Source organism: Hydrogenophaga sp., assembly GCF_018780385.1.
Lineage (GTDB): Bacteria > Pseudomonadota > Gammaproteobacteria > Burkholderiales > Burkholderiaceae_C > Hydrogenophaga.
The window spans coordinates 63,160-78,430 of record NZ_JADMJO010000048.1 but is presented as its reverse complement, the minus strand read 5'-3'; the positions used below and the strand labels follow the sequence as shown (position 1 = coordinate 78,430).

14 protein-coding genes are annotated in these 15,271 nt (G+C 59.0%); 6 read left to right on the top strand and 8 right to left on the bottom strand.

The features are described 5' to 3' along the window. Positions 1-9: 9 nt before the first annotated feature. On the bottom strand, positions 10-1,815 hold the full coding sequence (locus tag IV113_RS16135; protein WP_291086945.1) for a TnsD family Tn7-like transposition protein: 1,806 nt from the start codon (positions 1,813-1,815) through the stop codon (positions 10-12). Positions 1,816-2,503: 688 nt separating this feature from the next. Here IV113_RS16135 and IV113_RS16130 point away from each other — a divergent pair. From IV113_RS16130 to IV113_RS16110, 6 genes are all read left to right on the top strand, one after another. Then, a complete protein-coding gene (locus IV113_RS16130; RefSeq protein WP_291086944.1) occupies positions 2,504-2,800 on the top strand; it encodes a type II toxin-antitoxin system HigB family toxin in 297 nt (98 codons plus the stop codon). Continuing rightward, on the top strand, positions 2,797-4,035 hold the full coding sequence (locus tag IV113_RS16125; RefSeq protein WP_291086942.1) for an ImmA/IrrE family metallo-endopeptidase: 1,239 nt from the start codon (positions 2,797-2,799) through the stop codon (positions 4,033-4,035). The genes IV113_RS16130 and IV113_RS16125 overlap by 4 nt, the downstream gene beginning before the upstream one ends. A 254-nt stretch (positions 4,036-4,289) precedes the next feature. Continuing rightward, positions 4,290-4,541: a multiubiquitin domain-containing protein gene (locus IV113_RS16120; protein WP_291086940.1), complete on the top strand. Its 252-nt coding sequence runs from the start codon at positions 4,290-4,292 to the stop codon at positions 4,539-4,541. After that, positions 4,501-5,718 carry a ThiF family adenylyltransferase gene (locus tag IV113_RS16115; RefSeq protein WP_291086938.1) on the top strand — a complete coding sequence of 406 codons (1,218 nt, stop codon included), beginning with the start codon at positions 4,501-4,503 and terminating at the stop codon, positions 5,716-5,718. The genes IV113_RS16120 and IV113_RS16115 overlap by 41 nt, the downstream gene beginning before the upstream one ends. Continuing rightward, on the top strand, positions 5,705-6,100 hold the full coding sequence (locus tag IV113_RS26260; protein ID WP_363318629.1) for a DUF6527 family protein: 396 nt from the start codon (positions 5,705-5,707) through the stop codon (positions 6,098-6,100). Before IV113_RS16115 ends, IV113_RS26260 begins: the two co-directional genes overlap by 14 nt. Before the next feature lie 234 nt (positions 6,101-6,334). Then, on the top strand, positions 6,335-6,835 hold the full coding sequence (locus IV113_RS16110; RefSeq protein WP_291086936.1) for a hypothetical protein: 501 nt from the start codon (positions 6,335-6,337) through the stop codon (positions 6,833-6,835). A gap of 545 nt (positions 6,836-7,380) precedes the next feature. Here the strand turns inward: IV113_RS16110 and IV113_RS16105 are convergent. The 7 genes from IV113_RS16105 to IV113_RS16075 are packed head-to-tail and all read right to left on the bottom strand — an operon-like array spanning position 7,381 to position 15,264. Beyond that, positions 7,381-8,244, bottom strand: coding sequence for an ABC transporter permease (locus IV113_RS16105; protein WP_291086934.1), 864 nt, complete (start codon positions 8,242-8,244; stop codon positions 7,381-7,383). A 1-nt stretch (position 8,245) separates the two neighbouring features. Next, positions 8,246-9,196, bottom strand: coding sequence for an ABC transporter permease (locus tag IV113_RS16100; protein ID WP_291087165.1), 951 nt, complete (start codon positions 9,194-9,196; stop codon positions 8,246-8,248). Between the two features lie 28 nt (positions 9,197-9,224). After that, positions 9,225-10,796 carry an ABC transporter substrate-binding protein gene (locus IV113_RS16095; RefSeq protein ID WP_291086932.1) on the bottom strand — a complete coding sequence of 524 codons (1,572 nt, stop codon included), beginning with the start codon at positions 10,794-10,796 and terminating at the stop codon, positions 9,225-9,227. Positions 10,797-10,856: 60 nt separating this feature from the next. Next, a complete protein-coding gene (locus IV113_RS16090; protein ID WP_291086930.1) occupies positions 10,857-11,834 on the bottom strand; it encodes an oligopeptide/dipeptide ABC transporter ATP-binding protein in 978 nt (325 codons plus the stop codon). Then, complete coding sequence (locus IV113_RS16085) at positions 11,827-12,843, bottom strand: ABC transporter ATP-binding protein (protein WP_291086928.1); 1,017 nt, start codon at positions 12,841-12,843, stop codon at positions 11,827-11,829. Before IV113_RS16085 ends, IV113_RS16090 begins: the two co-directional genes overlap by 8 nt. Then, positions 12,836-13,519 (bottom strand): TetR/AcrR family transcriptional regulator, encoded by a 684-nt coding sequence (locus IV113_RS16080; RefSeq protein WP_291086926.1) that lies wholly within the window; start codon positions 13,517-13,519, stop codon positions 12,836-12,838. Before IV113_RS16080 ends, IV113_RS16085 begins: the two co-directional genes overlap by 8 nt. Continuing rightward, on the bottom strand, positions 13,516-15,264 hold the full coding sequence (locus IV113_RS16075; protein WP_291086924.1) for an AMP-binding protein: 1,749 nt from the start codon (positions 15,262-15,264) through the stop codon (positions 13,516-13,518). Before IV113_RS16075 ends, IV113_RS16080 begins: the two co-directional genes overlap by 4 nt. Between the last annotated feature and the right edge of the window lie 7 nt (positions 15,265-15,271).

Below are 15,271 nucleotides of genomic sequence, written 5' to 3'. Positions count from 1 at the left end.
AACCAGTGGCTACCTACGCAATGCCTGCTCCAGGACACGCTTGGTCAACACAAGTCGATGAAGTGCGGAGAGCCTCCGTTTCAACTCAGGAACAGCTTGGAAAATTTGCCAAAGTCGCAGCTGTTTGCCGTTATCTTGTTCATGGAGTCGCAGCACCGCCTGTTGCACGGCAGCACTGAGTGCAGTGTCTCGTTCATCCCAACGAACTCGCGAAGTTCTAGGTGGGCGCGACACTTTGATGCTCCCGGAATGCAATTTGAGCCAGTCACGATCGTTCCGATACAGCCATGAATATGCACAGGGACTCATGGCGCGGAGCAATGTGGTTCCGATGTGGGGATAGGCTGCAACTACCAATGCCCAGTCTTGCCGAGCCTGATGTCGGGCAGCTGTATCGCGTGCTGCTTTCCACTCCGCGTGGACGCTCGGGTAGGACTGGAAGACTCTCGAAATCGTGGCGAGCGACACACCATGTTGTAGGGCGGCCTCCTTGCGACCGGTACCTCTTTGAAGGTCATTTATCAGAAGAACCAGCACCTCTGACTTCAACCGTTTAGGACGTCGTGAAACACAAAAGCCCGCCTTAACAGCCCATGCCATGACTGTCCCGACATCCACGCCCGATACTTTTGCTGCCGAACGGGCTGAGGTGCCTTTTTTGATCATGGCCAGCACCTGGCTGTGCTTTTCGTGCTCAGCCCTCTTCGTCCCGGCGAAGGGAGCGGTGCCTGTCGAGTCCGTGCGTTGATTCCGACATGCGGGGAGCGGTACGAGGTACCTCTTTACGAAGTCCTCGGGTTCTTGGAATACCCATTTGAGTGCCAACAACAAGCGCAGAGGGTGAGAGCCTGTTCTGATCGGACGTAGCAGGTGGCTGACATGCGCAGTTGCCTCATCGAGATTGCTGGGAAGCATCGAGAGCTCTGGAAGGATGCGCAAAGGCTTACTAAAAGCCAGAAAGCTCTTTGCCATTGCATTGAGCATGACTGTCCCATTGGGACTTAGCCATCCACGCTCCTCAATACAATTTTTCACTTGGCCCTGCACGACGTTGCGGCTCAGCCACCCATCCTCAACTGGCAGCTCCACAAGAGCTGACACCAGCTCCGAGAATGCAACGAGTGCTCCCTCATCGGGGTATGTGTCATGTGGCCAGTCCTGCACCAGGCGACTAATGTCAGGAAGATGCCATCCAAATCGCTCGACACCCGTGGACTTGACGGTGGATCGAAGGATGGGTGTACCGTGGTGTCGGCACATCCACACTCCGGGATACTGATGTTCAAGATGCCAGTAGTACCAACCGTATTGCTCAAAGTCATCGCGCATGCATGACAGACACGCCTTCAGCGCGTGGTTGGCCCCGAATCGACCGGTAAGAAGTCCGAGACGAAACTTGAGATGGGCGACAGAGTCGCCTTGCATGGTCGACAAGGCTCCCACCGTCAGGTCTGGTGCAAGAAATGGGAGGTAATACCTGAGCAAGGTTCTTTCCCGACCAACACTCTGCACATCTCCGAGCAACCCATGAGTGATGGCACAAAAGCGGCCAAGGCCACTTGGAAAATCGTGATGTACGCCAATTCGCCGCCCCCCAAAAAGAGCATCTGCTGTGCGCCAGGGAGCATCGTGACCCCACAGACGATGGTGGCGGGAAACAAGACTGAACAGCGTTTCACCAGGCAGCCACGACAGCAGCGGTCGGTCAAGTGTTCTGATCGGCGCGGGCTCTTGCTCCACAGGTATTTCCATTGCAGAGTGGTAATCATGCAAATGCTCGTACCGCCGATCCCAAAACGCAAGTGGGTGGCTCACGGATCTACTCGATTGCGGTGGCGACTCTCGCACCCGATGAGGATTTCTATTGCACCTCGGTCTACGACCGTGGTGCAGCGGTTGCTGTCGGTCGAACTATCGCCACGAACGGCCGACATGCGCGCAATCGCGATCGATCACAAACTCTCGATGCGTGAACGACTGCTCTACATCGTCGCCGCTGCGGCTGGACCGCCGCAGGCGACAAGCCAGAACTTGTCAAAGTTCTGAAAGAGCTTTCGTGCCTCCGAGCGAGGCTAGATTGGGCGGCACGCCGAGCGTGAGCGAAGCCGCCCGAAGGGTATGGCGCAATGGTAAGCAAGCAATATGCTTTTCGGCCTCTTAGCTCTTATGGCACCGGGCCTCTTGGCTGATACCCAGGGTTAGACCGCAAACGCTTCTGCAAACTTGACCGCAACGCAGCAGGTGCTGCTTCTGCGAGGGCTTGCACTCCCCGATGAGGCTCGCCAAATATAGAGAAGCTCGCGAAGATCCGCCCGCCAATGCCGGCCTGCGCCCTTGAACGCGTATCGGTCTACGTCACTTGTTGCAAGTCGCATATTTTGCCCGCGTCGCGCATCAAATCGGCACATGCGCGCGTGATCGCCCTCAATTTCGCGCGAAAGGCCCCGGGGGTTTACTTCCTGAATTTGGACATTTATAATCACTCCTAAATCAGGAAACCTTTATGCTCCTCCTTGGCAAACTCCGACTCGACGTCTTCGTTCAAGAGAACGAAGACGCTCGCGCACCGATTGGAGCTTGGCGCATGGAGGCGGAAGAAGCGCAATGGACGGGTCCGGTAGAGGTCCGCGCCAGCTTCGTGGACGCGGTCATTGAAGGTGGGCAAATTCTCTTCACCATGAACAGGATCTACAAATTGAAGGTGAAAGCAGAGTACCGCGGCGGGGTCTTGCTCGTCGAACGCGTGTGGAAGCAAGTCGGCCAAACTAGTGCCCGTGCAAGGGCGAGGAGCAAGGCATGACCTTAAAAATCCGAGTACTGAAGAACGAACGCGACTACGACGCCGCCTTAGAGCGACTGTCGGCTCTGATGAGCATGAGACGCCCTGCAGGCAGTGATCTGGAGGCCGAATTCGAGCTTCTGTGCCTGGTGATTGGGGACTACGAAGCTAAGCGCACCACTGAGCCGCAAGTCACGGCCATCGAGGCCATCGAGTTCCGCATGGCGCAGCAAAAGCTCACGCGCAAGGACATGGAGCCGTATCTCGGTTCGCCGTCCAAGGTCTCAGAGGTGATGAGCGGCAAGCTTCCGCTGAGCATCCAGATGATCCGGCGCCTGCATAACGGCCTAGGAATTCCCGCCCGCGCATTGATTGCTGATGTCAGCGGATTGGGCAGCAGCGGGGAGCCATCCGAACCAGACCTCGATGTGCAAAAGTTTCCTTTGAAAGAGATGAGTGATCGCGGCCTTCTGCCCGCGATTGATGGTCGCGGGCAGAAGGCACAGGAGCATGCTGCTGCGGAGGTGAAGAAATTTCTCGCTCGTGTTGCCGGCCTGGCCAAGGAACCAGCGTTTCTCCGCGCGCGCCTTTTTCAGAGCGGTGGGCGCACCATGGACGACTGCGCGCTACTCGTCTGGAGGGCGGCCGTGGTTCAGAAGGCAAGCCGCTTCCCCCCGAAGAAAGCTTTTGTTCCCGGATTGATCAACAACACTTGGCTACGGAAGCTGGCGCAGAAGTCAAAACATGAAAACGGCCCGCAACTCGCGCGGGAGTATCTTTCCGCTCATGGTATCTGCTTGGTCGTGGAGGAGCGCTTCAAGAAGACGTATTTGGATGGCGCCGCAATGATGGCCGCTGGTGCGCCCATCGTGGCATTGACGCTGCGGCACGATCGCCTCGATAACTTCTGGTTCGCCCTACTGCATGAGATGGTCCATATCCAGAAGCACTTGAACAACGACCATCTGTTTATTGCGGACAACCTAGACGACAAGGCGCGCAAGGGACAGATTCAAGAGGACGAGGCCGATGCCGGGGCGCAGGAAGCGTTGATCCCCTCATCGATGTGGGAAAAGTCACGCGTGAGGCTGTCGCACTCGACCGAGGACGCCATCGATCTTGCACGGGAAGCCGGCGTGCATCCGTGCATCGTGGCTGGCCGGGTCCGTCACAACACGGGAAATTGGCGCCTACTCTCGAGCCTCATCACGGCTGCCGGCTCGGTGAAGCCCTATTTCGAAGATCAACTTCAATGACGACAAATGAAACATGAGGAGGGCGACTATGAAGACACCAAAATAAAAAGCGGCCGAATACTGAAGCATTCGGCCGCGGGGTGACGAGCTGTTTGGACTCGCCGGATTGGCGTCTGCGATTGTCCACAGCTAGTTATCTCCAGTCAAGAGTGCTTACAGCGCCGGCACAGGCCTGCCGGCTGCGTAAACCCTCGATTCGCATGCGCTTTGCGCATTGCGATGCTGTTCAACACCCATCCAGACTGGAGTTTCAAATGGGTAACGACAAAACTGTGACGATCGTCGTGGAGGGAAAACCCTACGACTGGCCAAAGAACACGGACATTTCTTACGACCAAGTGGTCAAGCTGGAAGTCCCCGACTACACCCCGCAGTCAAACATCACGTATTCCGTGAAGTGGACCAAGGGACATGGCGAGAAGCCCGAGGGGATCCTCGTGCCTGGCGCATCCGTGAAAGTGAAAGATGGCATCCGCTTCACTGTTTCGGAAACTGGTCAGTCGTAACGCTGACCTCGCCCGGCTGGTCGAGAAGGGGTACGCCATCGCGTTTGACAGCAACTGCCTGATCATTCGCGACGTCCCCTACCTTGACCAGCACGGAGCGCTACGCCGGGGCGCCATAGCCACCAAGATGGTCCCGGTCGACGCCACGCTGATGACGCAGGAGGATCACACCATCCTATTCGCGGGGGAGCACCCCTGCGGCCTGGACGGCTTGCCTATCCCTGCGATCGACGCGGGCACACACACGCTCAGCCTGAGCGACGCATGCAAAGACATCGTGGTCGAGCGCAGGTTCTCCAACAAGCCACACACGGCGGGGGCTTGGAGTACCTTCAAAGACTTCTTCGACAAGATAGAAAGTTACGTGGCGATCATCTGCGGGCCGGCTGCCCACAAGCATGACGCCTCGCCGCTGACGTTCAAGTCTGTGGAAGACGAGCCGCCGCCTTCAGTCTTCAAGTTCCGAGACGCCCTCACGTCCAAGGCGGAGATCGCGGACCTTTCGAACAAGTTCGAAGATGAGGTAATCGCCATCGTAGGTCTTGGTGGCTCAGGTGCCTATGCGCTGGACTACCTAGTCAAGACGCCGGCGCGCGAGATACGGGGTTTCGATGGCGATGCATTCCACGTCCACAACGCCTTCCGATCGCCCGGCAGGTTGACCGAGTCCGAGCTAGGCCAACTAAAGGCTGTGGTCTACCAAGCTCGCTACGAGAGCTTCCGCTCTGGCTTGAAGCTGGAGTCGCGCTATATCGACGGGGAGTCTGGCGACGCGTTCGAGGGCGTGACGTTCGCCTTCGTCTGCGTCGACAAGGGCTCCGCACGATCAGCGATCTTCGATCTGCTGATCGCCAAGGAGATCCCTTTCATCGATATCGGCATGGGCTTGAAGCGCTCAGGCGGTCCATTGAATGGAATGTTGAGGGTGACCTACTACTCGCCTGAAGAGGCGCGGAAAGTGCGAGACATGGGCTTGGCGGAGATGGGGGATGGTCCGGAAAACTTGTACCGCACCAACGTTCAAATCGCTGAGCTCAACGCGTTGAACGCAGCACTGGCCGTGTTGCTCTTCAAGCAGCTGCGGGGGTTCTATGTGCGGACCGATCCGCTCTACCACCTGCTATTTGATCTTGGCGACCTAAAAATCGTCGGAAAGGGGTCCGATGAAGAGGATTGACGTCCTGCACGTGCACTACATGCCTGATCAACTTCAAACCGGGTTGCTCTACGTCTCGCATGAGTTCGGCACAGCGCAGCACTTGTGTGCCTGCGGGTGCGGCTCGAAGATCCGTACTCCGCTCGGCCCGGCAGAATGGAACCTCAAGGAATCCCGCGCGGGGCCAACTCTTTGGCCCTCGATCGGCAACTGGCAACGCCCTTGTCGGTCTCACTACATCATCTGGGAAGGTGTAGTCCATTGGGCGGGTGATTGGACCGACCAGCAGGTCGCGGCCGCGCGCTCTCGAGATCGTAGGCAACTCGAGGCGTATTTTGCGCAAAACGGAGCGCGGCAAAAGGGTCTGTGGCCACGCGTAAAGCGATGGATCGGTTTGGACTAGCCATTGGTGGAATCCAAGGGGCGCCTTCTACTTGGAAGTCGTCCCTTTCTTGTCGCAGCGCGCCCAAGAATTGACAGAATTGTGCGCTCAAGATTGAGGCGTGGTCGGGCGCTCCGCGAAGTAGGACATCTGGACAGGTATTCGTCTTTCTGCTTATGGGGCGACATCAGACGGCCGCGCGACGACGATGAGAAGCGGGGCCACTTCTGTACCGTTCGTTGGTACGATTTGATGATGAACGAACCCAAACGCCCACACCTCCCTCCGATGTTTGACGGCGTCAAAGATGGTTCAGTGGCTTGGAAGCGAATTGCTGAAATTGATCACGAGCTACTCGGCTATTTTCTGACGTGCCATCTATTGATCGAGCACTACCTGGATGAGTATCTGAAGGCGACCATCCCACAACTCGATTGGGAGAAGCCAAGACTGACGTTTGGCCAGCGGATCAATCTTGTGACGTGGGAGGTGTTGGTGAGTGACCAAAAGTACGACCCCATACCTGCAATCAAACACCTGAATGCGCTGCGGAACAAGATCAGTCACCGGTTGGAAATCAAGCTTGACATGGAGGCACTGCAACCACTGGCAGATTACTTGCAGAAGCTGAGCTCATCTCGTCCATACGTGGCCCCCTCTGATCCAAAGGAACTGTTGGAAGCGTTCGTCGGGACTTGTTGCGCCACGTTCGCGAGTCACTTGTCCTTCCAATATCGACAGTACCCAAACAGCTAGTACCAGCAACGGCTCTCGGCTTCGCTCCGCTCAGAATCCTGCGCGAGAAAGTTGAACAGGTGAGGAGCCTGCCTGCTTCGCTGGCGAAGTCTGTTTCGGGAGCTGTCGGTCTTATGACGACAACGAGCGTCTCAGTCCAGTCTTGAGCTGCCATCAGGATCCCAAAACCCGCTTGGCAGCGTGTGCTGTCTCTCGAGTCTGTTTTCCAAGAGCCTGCTATCGGCCACAACCAGTCGGTGGAGAACGACGGCTTTGAAAGAACGCTTGCATCTTTAACGCATGTATTGCCGCTGATAGAAGACGGTCCCGGCCTCGTAGTCCTGGATACTTCCCGCAGCAATCCCAACCTGGGCTTCCCCCAGTTTCCCGGACACATCCAATGACTTGATGTGTTCAATTTGACGTCTCCCCCATATCCGGTCACTTCTAAACCGGAGTTAGGCGTGCGTACACTTATGACGGCCTGGTAGCAGCAGAGTGGCGGGACTGATGATCTACCTTAGCGGAGCTAGTGTTTTCTGTCTTGCGCACGTCTAACGCGGGACTCACAGTCGTTTGGTCGTGGGATCGAGCTCCTTGCGAAGCGCCTCTCCCAAGCTGTTGAATGCCAGCGCAGTGAGCAAGATCGCGATACCTGGCGCGTACATCTGTTCGGGCGCGAGCTCCATGCTTTGATAGGCACGTGCCAGCATGGCGCCCCAACTGGGAGAGGGTGGTTGGATGCCCAAGCCAAGGAAGCTCAGACTGGCCTCGGCCAACAGCGCGCCAGCCAACAGGATGGTGACCTGGACCAGCACCGGCTGGATTGCATTGGGCAGGACATGGCGCCAGAGGATGTGAAGGGTGGACGCACCGAAGCAGCGCGCGGCATCCACATACAGCTCCTGCCTGACCACCATCGTCCGGGCGCGGGCGAGCCGCGCCAGTTGAGGTGAGAAGACAATGCCCACGGCGATCATCCCGTTGGTCAACCCTATGCCCAGCGCCCCCGTCACAGCGATGGCCAACACGATGGCCGGGAACGACAACAGGGTGTCGACCACTCGCCCCACAGCTTCGTCGAACCACCCGCCCAGAAAGCCGGCCAGCACGCCGACCGGCACGCCAATCAGTACCGCAATCCCAACGGCCAGGAAGCTCGCGTAGATCGCAGCGCGCGCACCATAAAGCAGTCGACTGAAAACATCACGACCCAGATCATCGGTCCCGAGCCAGTGCACACTGGACGGCGGTGCAAGTGTGTTGACCAGATCCTGTTCCGACGGACTGTGGGGGCTGATCCAGGGCGACAGCAACGCGGCAAGCACCAACAACAGCACAAATGTCAGGCTAATGGCGGCACGACGGTCACGCCGTAGCCAGTCGATCACAGAATGCCAATTGCGATGTACGGGATTGGTATCACTCATTTCAACGCACCCTCGGGTCGATCAGGCCATACAACATGTCCGTCGCAAGGTTGATCAGCAGCACAATGCCCACCATCACGAGAATCACACCTTGGACGATCGGAAAGTCACGCTGCAACGCCGCGTTGACGATCAGCCCTCCCATTCCGGGGATGGCAAACACGGCCTCAATCACCACCGTGGCCGCCAGCATGCGGTTGGCCAACAGGGCGACCACCGTAAGAAGATTGATACCCACGTTGCGCAGGCCGTGCTTCCACAAGATAACGCTGGGGGCAAGGCCCTTGGCGTGCAGGGTTCGCACCTGCTGCGAGGACAGCAGCTCAATGAGTGTCCCTCGCAGCTGACGTGAAATCTCGGCCACACCGCCAGCGGCCAACGCCACCGCAGGCAGAAATGCGTGATGAAGCGCGCTCCATGGGTTCTCCAGGAATGGGACGGCTCCCGACACTGGGAACCAACTTCGCTCCATGGCAAACCCTGAGATCAGGAGCATGGCAAGCCAAAAACTGGGCACGGCCACCCCCAGGGAACTGATGGCCATCACGGCGCTATCGATCCAACCGCCCTGGCGACTTGCCGCAAGAACGCCAAGAGGCGCGCCGATGAGCAAAGCAATCACCATTGCCATGGCCACGACGAGCAAGGTGGCCGGCAGACAGCGTTCGATGGCCACCAGCACGGCCTCGCCCGTCAGCAGCGAACGCGACAGGTCACCATGCACAACCTTCCACAGCCAGTCCAGGTACTGGACCAGGAACGGTTTGTCCAACCCGTACAGCTGACGAATCTCCAGGATGCGCTGGTCCGAAGCGTTGTCGCCGGCTAGCGTCACAGCGATGTCGCCTGGCACGAGTTTGAGCAGGCCGAAGGCCAGCAAGGTCGCCAGCAGTAGCGCCGGCAAGACTTGCACGAGCCTTCGGCAGATGAGCCGCCACGCGTCTTGCCTCATGTTCGCCATCAGTGATTCTCCCGCCCGCTCAAGACAAGGATGCGTCGAGGAGTTTCGGCTTTCCCAGCAAGTTGGGCTTGAAGCCCTTGACCTTGGGGCCAACGCCTATGACGTCGTACTGAAAGGCCAGGGGGGCAGAGTAGGCGCCCTCCATGATCAGCCGCTGGAGCTTGCTGAACACCGCCTTGCGCTCGTTTTGACCGAATTTCTCGCGGCTCTCCAACAGCAAGGCGCTGATGCCAGACGAAGCCTCTGTCCGCCCGGCGTTGTAGTAGGAGTCCTTGGAAAACAGCGCCAAGTACGTCATCGTCGGGTCGGGCCGACCCGTCCAGGCGGAAAGCATGGCATCGAACTTTTTCTCGTTTCCGAAGAATTGACCCGAAACTTCCGGAACCGTGGCGACCGAGAACTTGCAGCGGATGCCTACCTTGCCCAGTTGCTCCATCACGATTTCGTTGCGGCGAAGAGCATCCTGGTCATTCCAGCCGCCGATGGTTATCTCGACGTTGCTCCCCAGGCCGGATTCCGCCAGCAGCTTGCGGGCCCGCTCCGGATCGTGCGGGTAGAGGTCAGACACACTCTTGTCAAAGGCCCAGTGCACCGACGGCAAATACATGCCGGCGACCTCACCCACTCCGCCCATTCCGGCGGAGATGAACGAATTGCGATCGATCGCGAAGTTGATCGCCTGACGCACCTTGGGATTCGACAACGGTCCGCGAGACCAGTTGAAGTAGATCTGATGGACGTAGAGTGTTGGCGAGGTGATCAAGCTCAGGTCCTTCGCACGCTCGATCAGCGGCTTGTAGCGAGCCGACAATCCATAGACCAGGTCGTTCTGCCCGGCCGTCACCGTGCGCAACGCCGTAGCGTGGTCCGAAATGATTGAGAACTCGATACCGTCGATATTTGGCAGACCCGAACGCCAGTACTTCTCGTTCCGTGCCACAACCACCTTCTGATTGTCCGCCCAGCTGACAAACTTCCAGGGGCCTGCGCCCACCGGCATGCGGTCGTGGTCTTTGCCGAGTGCCTGCACGGCCTTGGGGGAAACCATCATGCCCGCTCGATCTGAAAGCACGGCGGGCAAGGTCACATCGGCGGCATTCAACTTCACAGTGACTTGCAGCGGACCCGTGACATTCACCGATTCGATCGTGCTCAGGTCGCTCTTGACGTTTGAGCGGACGTCCTGTCGATTCCGGTCGAGGTTGAACTTGACTGCTGCTGCATCGCAAGGCGTGCCGTCATGGAACGTGATGCCCGGCTTGATATTGAGGACCAGCGTTTTCTGATCCGAGAACTGAAACTCTGCCATCCCGGGGCGGGTTCTCAAGGACTCATAGTCCCATTCGACCAGGGTATCGTAGATCGTCCAGAGATAGGTATGGTCATAGCCCGATCCCCCGGTTGCGGGATCGAGACTGGAAGGGTTTGCCAGCGATGCAATCCGCAGGACGCCACCTCTCTTGGCCGCCGGCTGCGCCCAAGCCGGCATGGCTGCCGCGGTGCAGGCCAAGCCACCAAGCCACGCCAGCATCTGACGACGCGGCATCTCGGGCATGAGTGTGTCTACAGCAGAGTTTTCGAACCGATTCATGCTTGTCTCCTTTTGAGTTGAGGTGAATTTGTCTGGGGGCAATGAATGGATAACGGAGCCCTAATGCCCTGCAAGGTGGCAAGCCACCCAGTGCCCGGGCACATGCTCAGTCAGGACAGGGCGCGATTGGGCGCAGGCTTCGATCGCTTTGGGACACCGCGTTCGAAAGGGGCAACCTGACGGCGGATTCATCGGACTAGGAACCTCGCCTTGCAGATGAATCCGCTGCGAATCGCGCATGGATCGTGGGATCGGTATGGGTTCGGCAGACAGGAGCGCTTGGGTATAGGGGTGGAGCGGCGCTTCTGAGAGAGCTTGGGAGGGACCCAGCTCCATGAGACTGCCCAGGTACATCACCGCGATGCGATCGCTGATATGCGAGACGACCGACAGGTCGTGCGTGATGAACACATAAGTCAGCCCGAACTCGCGCTGAAGATCCGCAAAAAGGTTCAATACCTCGCCCCGGATGGACACGTCCAGCGCGGCGACGACTTCATCGCAGACGATCAGGCGTGGCTTGAGGGTGAGTGCTCGGGCAATGATGACGCGCTGTTTTTGCCCGCCGGAGAGTTGATGCGGGTAGCGCTCGGCGAACTCTGTCGGCAGTCCCACGCGCGCCATCGCCTGAAGTGCAGCAGCGCGGTTTGCCTGTTGATCACGATGGCCCGCCACCTCAAGCGGCTCCATGACGGAGTCGACGATGCGCATTCGCGGGTTGAGCGCCGCGTTGGGGTCCTGGAACAGGATCTGGAAGTCACGGCGATGCTCGCGCAACGCTTTCTTGCTGAGCGATGACGGCTGGACACCGCCTTGCAGCAACTCACCACGGGTGGGAGGAATCAGCGAGACAAGAGCCCGACCCAAGGTTGTCTTTCCGGACCCCGATTCGCCAATGACGCCGAAGGTTTCGCCCGCATAGACGTCGAAACTCACACCATTGACCGCTTTGACGGTGACATGCCGCTGTTGCGTCGGGAACTCGATACTCAGGTCACGGACTTGCAGAACCGGGCTGGAGGCGTCGATCCTAGACATGGGCGCTGACTCCCGGAAGATTCAGATCCTGAGCGCGAACACAGCGCACACTGCGGCGGTGTTCGTCGATCGGTCGCAAGATTTGCTCAATGCGGCAAGGACTGGCTGCGTGAGCACAACGCGCCATGAAACGGCAGCTCTCAGGCATTGCATCGGGCAAAGGCACCCTCCCAGGGATGAAGGCAAGAGGCGCATTTCGCGGGCTAAAGTGCGGCAGCGAGCGCAGCAGGCCCGAGGTGTAGGGATGGCGTGGAGACAGCAACGCGTCCTCCACGGGCGCATCCTCAACCACCTCGCCGGCATACATGGTGACCATGCGCGTGCAGATTTCGGCCACCACGCCCAGGTCATGGGTGATGAGAATCAACGCTGTCCCGGTGCGCTCGCTCAGATCGCGCAACAGATCCAGAATCTGCGCCTGCACCGTGACGTCGAGCGCCGTGGTGGGCTCATCGGCGATCAGCAGTTTGGGCTCGCAGATCAGCGCCATGGCGATCATCACGCGCTGCCGCATCCCACCCGAAAGCTGATGTGGGTACTCGTAATAGCGCTGGCGAGGCAGCGCGATGCCCACTTGCTCCAGCACGTGCATCGCCCGTTCGATTGCTTCCTCGGCACGAGAGGGAAAGTGAGCCCGGAACGCCTCGGCGATCTGCTCGCCGATCGTGAAGACCGGATCAAGAGCCGACATGGGCTCCTGAAAGATCATGGCCATTTCGCTTCCCCGCACTGCACGCATCTGATGCTCGGACAGCTGACTCAGATCTTTGCCCTGCAACAGCACCTGACCGCTGACCCGGGCCACATCGGTGGGCAACAGGCGCATCAGAGCCAGACCCGTCACCGATTTGCCGCACCCACTCTCACCGACAAGTCCAATGCGCTCGCCTTGCATGACGGAGAAGCAAACGTCGTGTGTGACGGCGAGCAGTCCCTGGCGCGTCTGAAACGCGACCTGCAGGTTCCGCACGTCCAGCAGCGGTGCAACAGGTGGCGTGTGTTCAGTCATGGGTACCCCCGTCCCCTCTGGGCGCGTTGGATTGGCCCGACACTTGTGGTCCCGGGATGCCCAGCAAGCGCAGGAAGATCGCCGTCAGTTGCTTGACCAGGTCATCGAAGTCCTGCGGATCTTCAGGAGCATGGGCTCCGAACTGAGTGAATATCCCGACGACAGCCCTGGCGACGACGTCTGGAGATGCCGGGGGATGCGCCACACCTTCCGCGCTCAGCCGCCTGACATAGCGGGCAACGCGACGCATCGGGCGCAGCTGAATCTCCGCCCACATTTCTGCAATCTGCACGTCGTAGATGGCCTGATGCTCGATGACACTGAGCAGGCCGTGATTGGCCGCCCTGACCACGAGAAAGGCCCGACTGGCTGCACTGGCCAGCGCGACGGGATCCGATTCGTCAACGTCCGGGTTCTCGTGCACGGCGATGAACTCGTCCCGCACGAGGGCGACGACTTCTGCGAATACCTCTTGCTTGGATGCGAAGTAGAGATAGAACGCTGGACGAGAGACCTTCGCTTCCTTGGTGATGTGGTTGACCGTGGTGTCGGCAAAACCGAGCTGGGCGAAAACACGTGCAGCGGCCGAGAGCAATTGCTTGCGCGTCTCATGGCCCTTGTCAGTACGCGTCAACCGCGAAGCCTCTGAGGCGGGAATCGGAGTGATCTCTTTCATGACAGCATCACCTTCGCCTTGAATTCCTCCAGCAGCCGAGCACGCAACTTGTATTTCTCGACCTTGTTGGTCGGGGTGCGCGGGATTTCCGACACGATGCGGATGTGCCTGGGGCGCATGTACTTCGGCATCGTGATACTTGAGAACGTCCGCACGTCTTCCTCCGTGAGGGTTGCGCCCTCCACGGGCACGACGAAGGCTGCAATATCGTCTTCATCACCCTCGGCGCTGGGGATTGAAAGAACGGCAGCCATCTGCACCTTTGCATGCTGGTTCAGCAAGTCCTCGACCTGGAATGACGACAGGTTCTCCCCGCGAACCCGGATCCGGTCGCCCAGCCGGTCTACGAAGTCAAACATGCCATCGGGCTGGAGAACCGCGGCGTCTCCGGTGTGAAACCACAGGTTGCGCCACGCCAAGACCGTAGCCTGGGGTTTGCCGACGTACTCTGTGAGGATCAAGCCGGGCAGCTTCGGCCGAATCGCGAGCTCTCCAGGCTGACCCACTTTGCATGGACGATCCTGCTCGTCGAGCACGATGACTTCCATGAAAGGGATCGGCGTCCCCATGACGCCTTTGCGAACGACATCCTTTCCGGGCACCAGGGTGAGACCCGATGCACTCACACGATCCGCAATCTGTTTGCGCGAGAGCCCGCGGTAGAGTTCCGCTGGCGTTCCCTCCCCCTCAGGCATCTCTTCGATAAAGATCCCCAGGGGCACTCCAGATTCGGTCTGCCCGAATCCCGCTGTGACGATATCAATGCCGAAGCGCTTCGCCACGTCGTGGTGGTGAAACGGCAGCGGCTGCATGTGCACCTTGTTGAGCGTGTTGTTACGGTCGTCCGTGCTCTCGGGGACCTTCATCAGCCAAGGAATCATCACGTCCAGCAAGATGGCGGTGGTGACCTTGCGCGAAGCGATACGCGACCAGAAGTCTTTCGCGGAGAACTTGTCCCACACCGCCACCTCGCACCCGACCCAAGCGGCGCGCACCACATTGGCAATGGCACCCCCCACGTGATACAGCGGGAGGTCGTTGTAGATCACGTCCGCCGGCGACATCGGGAGACGCAGGGTGTAGGTGTAGCCGGCCATCCAGCGATGGGGTTGCAGAACACCCTTGGCGGGCCCCGTGGTTCCCGAGGTGTAGACGATGTTGGCCGGATCGTCGAAGGCGATTGATACATCGGGACGTTCGGCATCCACGGTCAGGTCATCCCACGCAAGCGTCGGGAACCGGGAGTCGATCGGTTCCGGCTTGTCGACATGGTCATGCCGACCTTGCGGCGGCACATACAGGACAACCTTGGGCAGTTGCTGGAGATCCTTGGCAACCGCATTGACGGCGGGCAACAGTCCGGGGTCGGTGATCAAAACGCGCGGCGCGGTATCGTTGATCTGGTAGGTCAGCAGCCTGCCCGTGAAGCTGAAGTTGACTGGTGCGTATACGGCCCCGGCTTTCCAGACCGCGAACATAACCAATGCGGAAACCAACGCATTGGTGGAGAACACGCTCACTCTGTCACCCTTCGCTACGCCCTGCGTGACGAGGTTGCCGGCGATCGCGTCGGTGATTCGGCCGAACTCGCGGTAGGTGTAGGTGATGTCGTCCTCGCCATAGTGGAAGAAGGTCTTGTCCGGCGAGGTGGTGACCCAATGGTCAAGGCGTTCGGTGATCAGCTCACCGTCGGCGACGAGCGCGCGTGCAATCGATTCAAGTTCTTGTAGAAATTGCGTGGTCATGGTGTCT

Coding starts and splice junctions, on each gene's coding strand:
- IV113_RS16105 (WP_291086934.1), bottom strand. CDS start 8,244: ATGAGTGATACCAATCCCGTACATCGCAATTGGCATTCTGTGATCGAC.
- IV113_RS16075 (WP_291086924.1), bottom strand. CDS start 15,264: ATGACCACGCAATTTCTACAAGAACTTGAATCGATTGCACGCGCGCTC.
- IV113_RS16085 (WP_291086928.1), bottom strand. CDS start 12,843: ATGACTGAACACACGCCACCTGTTGCACCGCTGCTGGACGTGCGGAAC.
- IV113_RS16115 (WP_291086938.1), top strand. CDS start 4,501: ATGGCATCCGCTTCACTGTTTCGGAAACTGGTCAGTCGTAACGCTGAC.
- IV113_RS16080 (WP_291086926.1), bottom strand. CDS start 13,519: ATGAAAGAGATCACTCCGATTCCCGCCTCAGAGGCTTCGCGGTTGACG.
- IV113_RS16095 (WP_291086932.1), bottom strand. CDS start 10,796: ATGAATCGGTTCGAAAACTCTGCTGTAGACACACTCATGCCCGAGATG.
- IV113_RS16130 (WP_291086944.1), top strand. CDS start 2,504: ATGCTCCTCCTTGGCAAACTCCGACTCGACGTCTTCGTTCAAGAGAAC.
- IV113_RS26260 (WP_363318629.1), top strand. CDS start 5,705: ATGAAGAGGATTGACGTCCTGCACGTGCACTACATGCCTGATCAACTT.
- IV113_RS16110 (WP_291086936.1), top strand. CDS start 6,335: ATGAACGAACCCAAACGCCCACACCTCCCTCCGATGTTTGACGGCGTC.
- IV113_RS16100 (WP_291087165.1), bottom strand. CDS start 9,196: ATGAGGCAAGACGCGTGGCGGCTCATCTGCCGAAGGCTCGTGCAAGTC.
- IV113_RS16090 (WP_291086930.1), bottom strand. CDS start 11,834: ATGTCTAGGATCGACGCCTCCAGCCCGGTTCTGCAAGTCCGTGACCTG.
- IV113_RS16120 (WP_291086940.1), top strand. CDS start 4,290: ATGGGTAACGACAAAACTGTGACGATCGTCGTGGAGGGAAAACCCTAC.
- IV113_RS16125 (WP_291086942.1), top strand. CDS start 2,797: ATGACCTTAAAAATCCGAGTACTGAAGAACGAACGCGACTACGACGCC.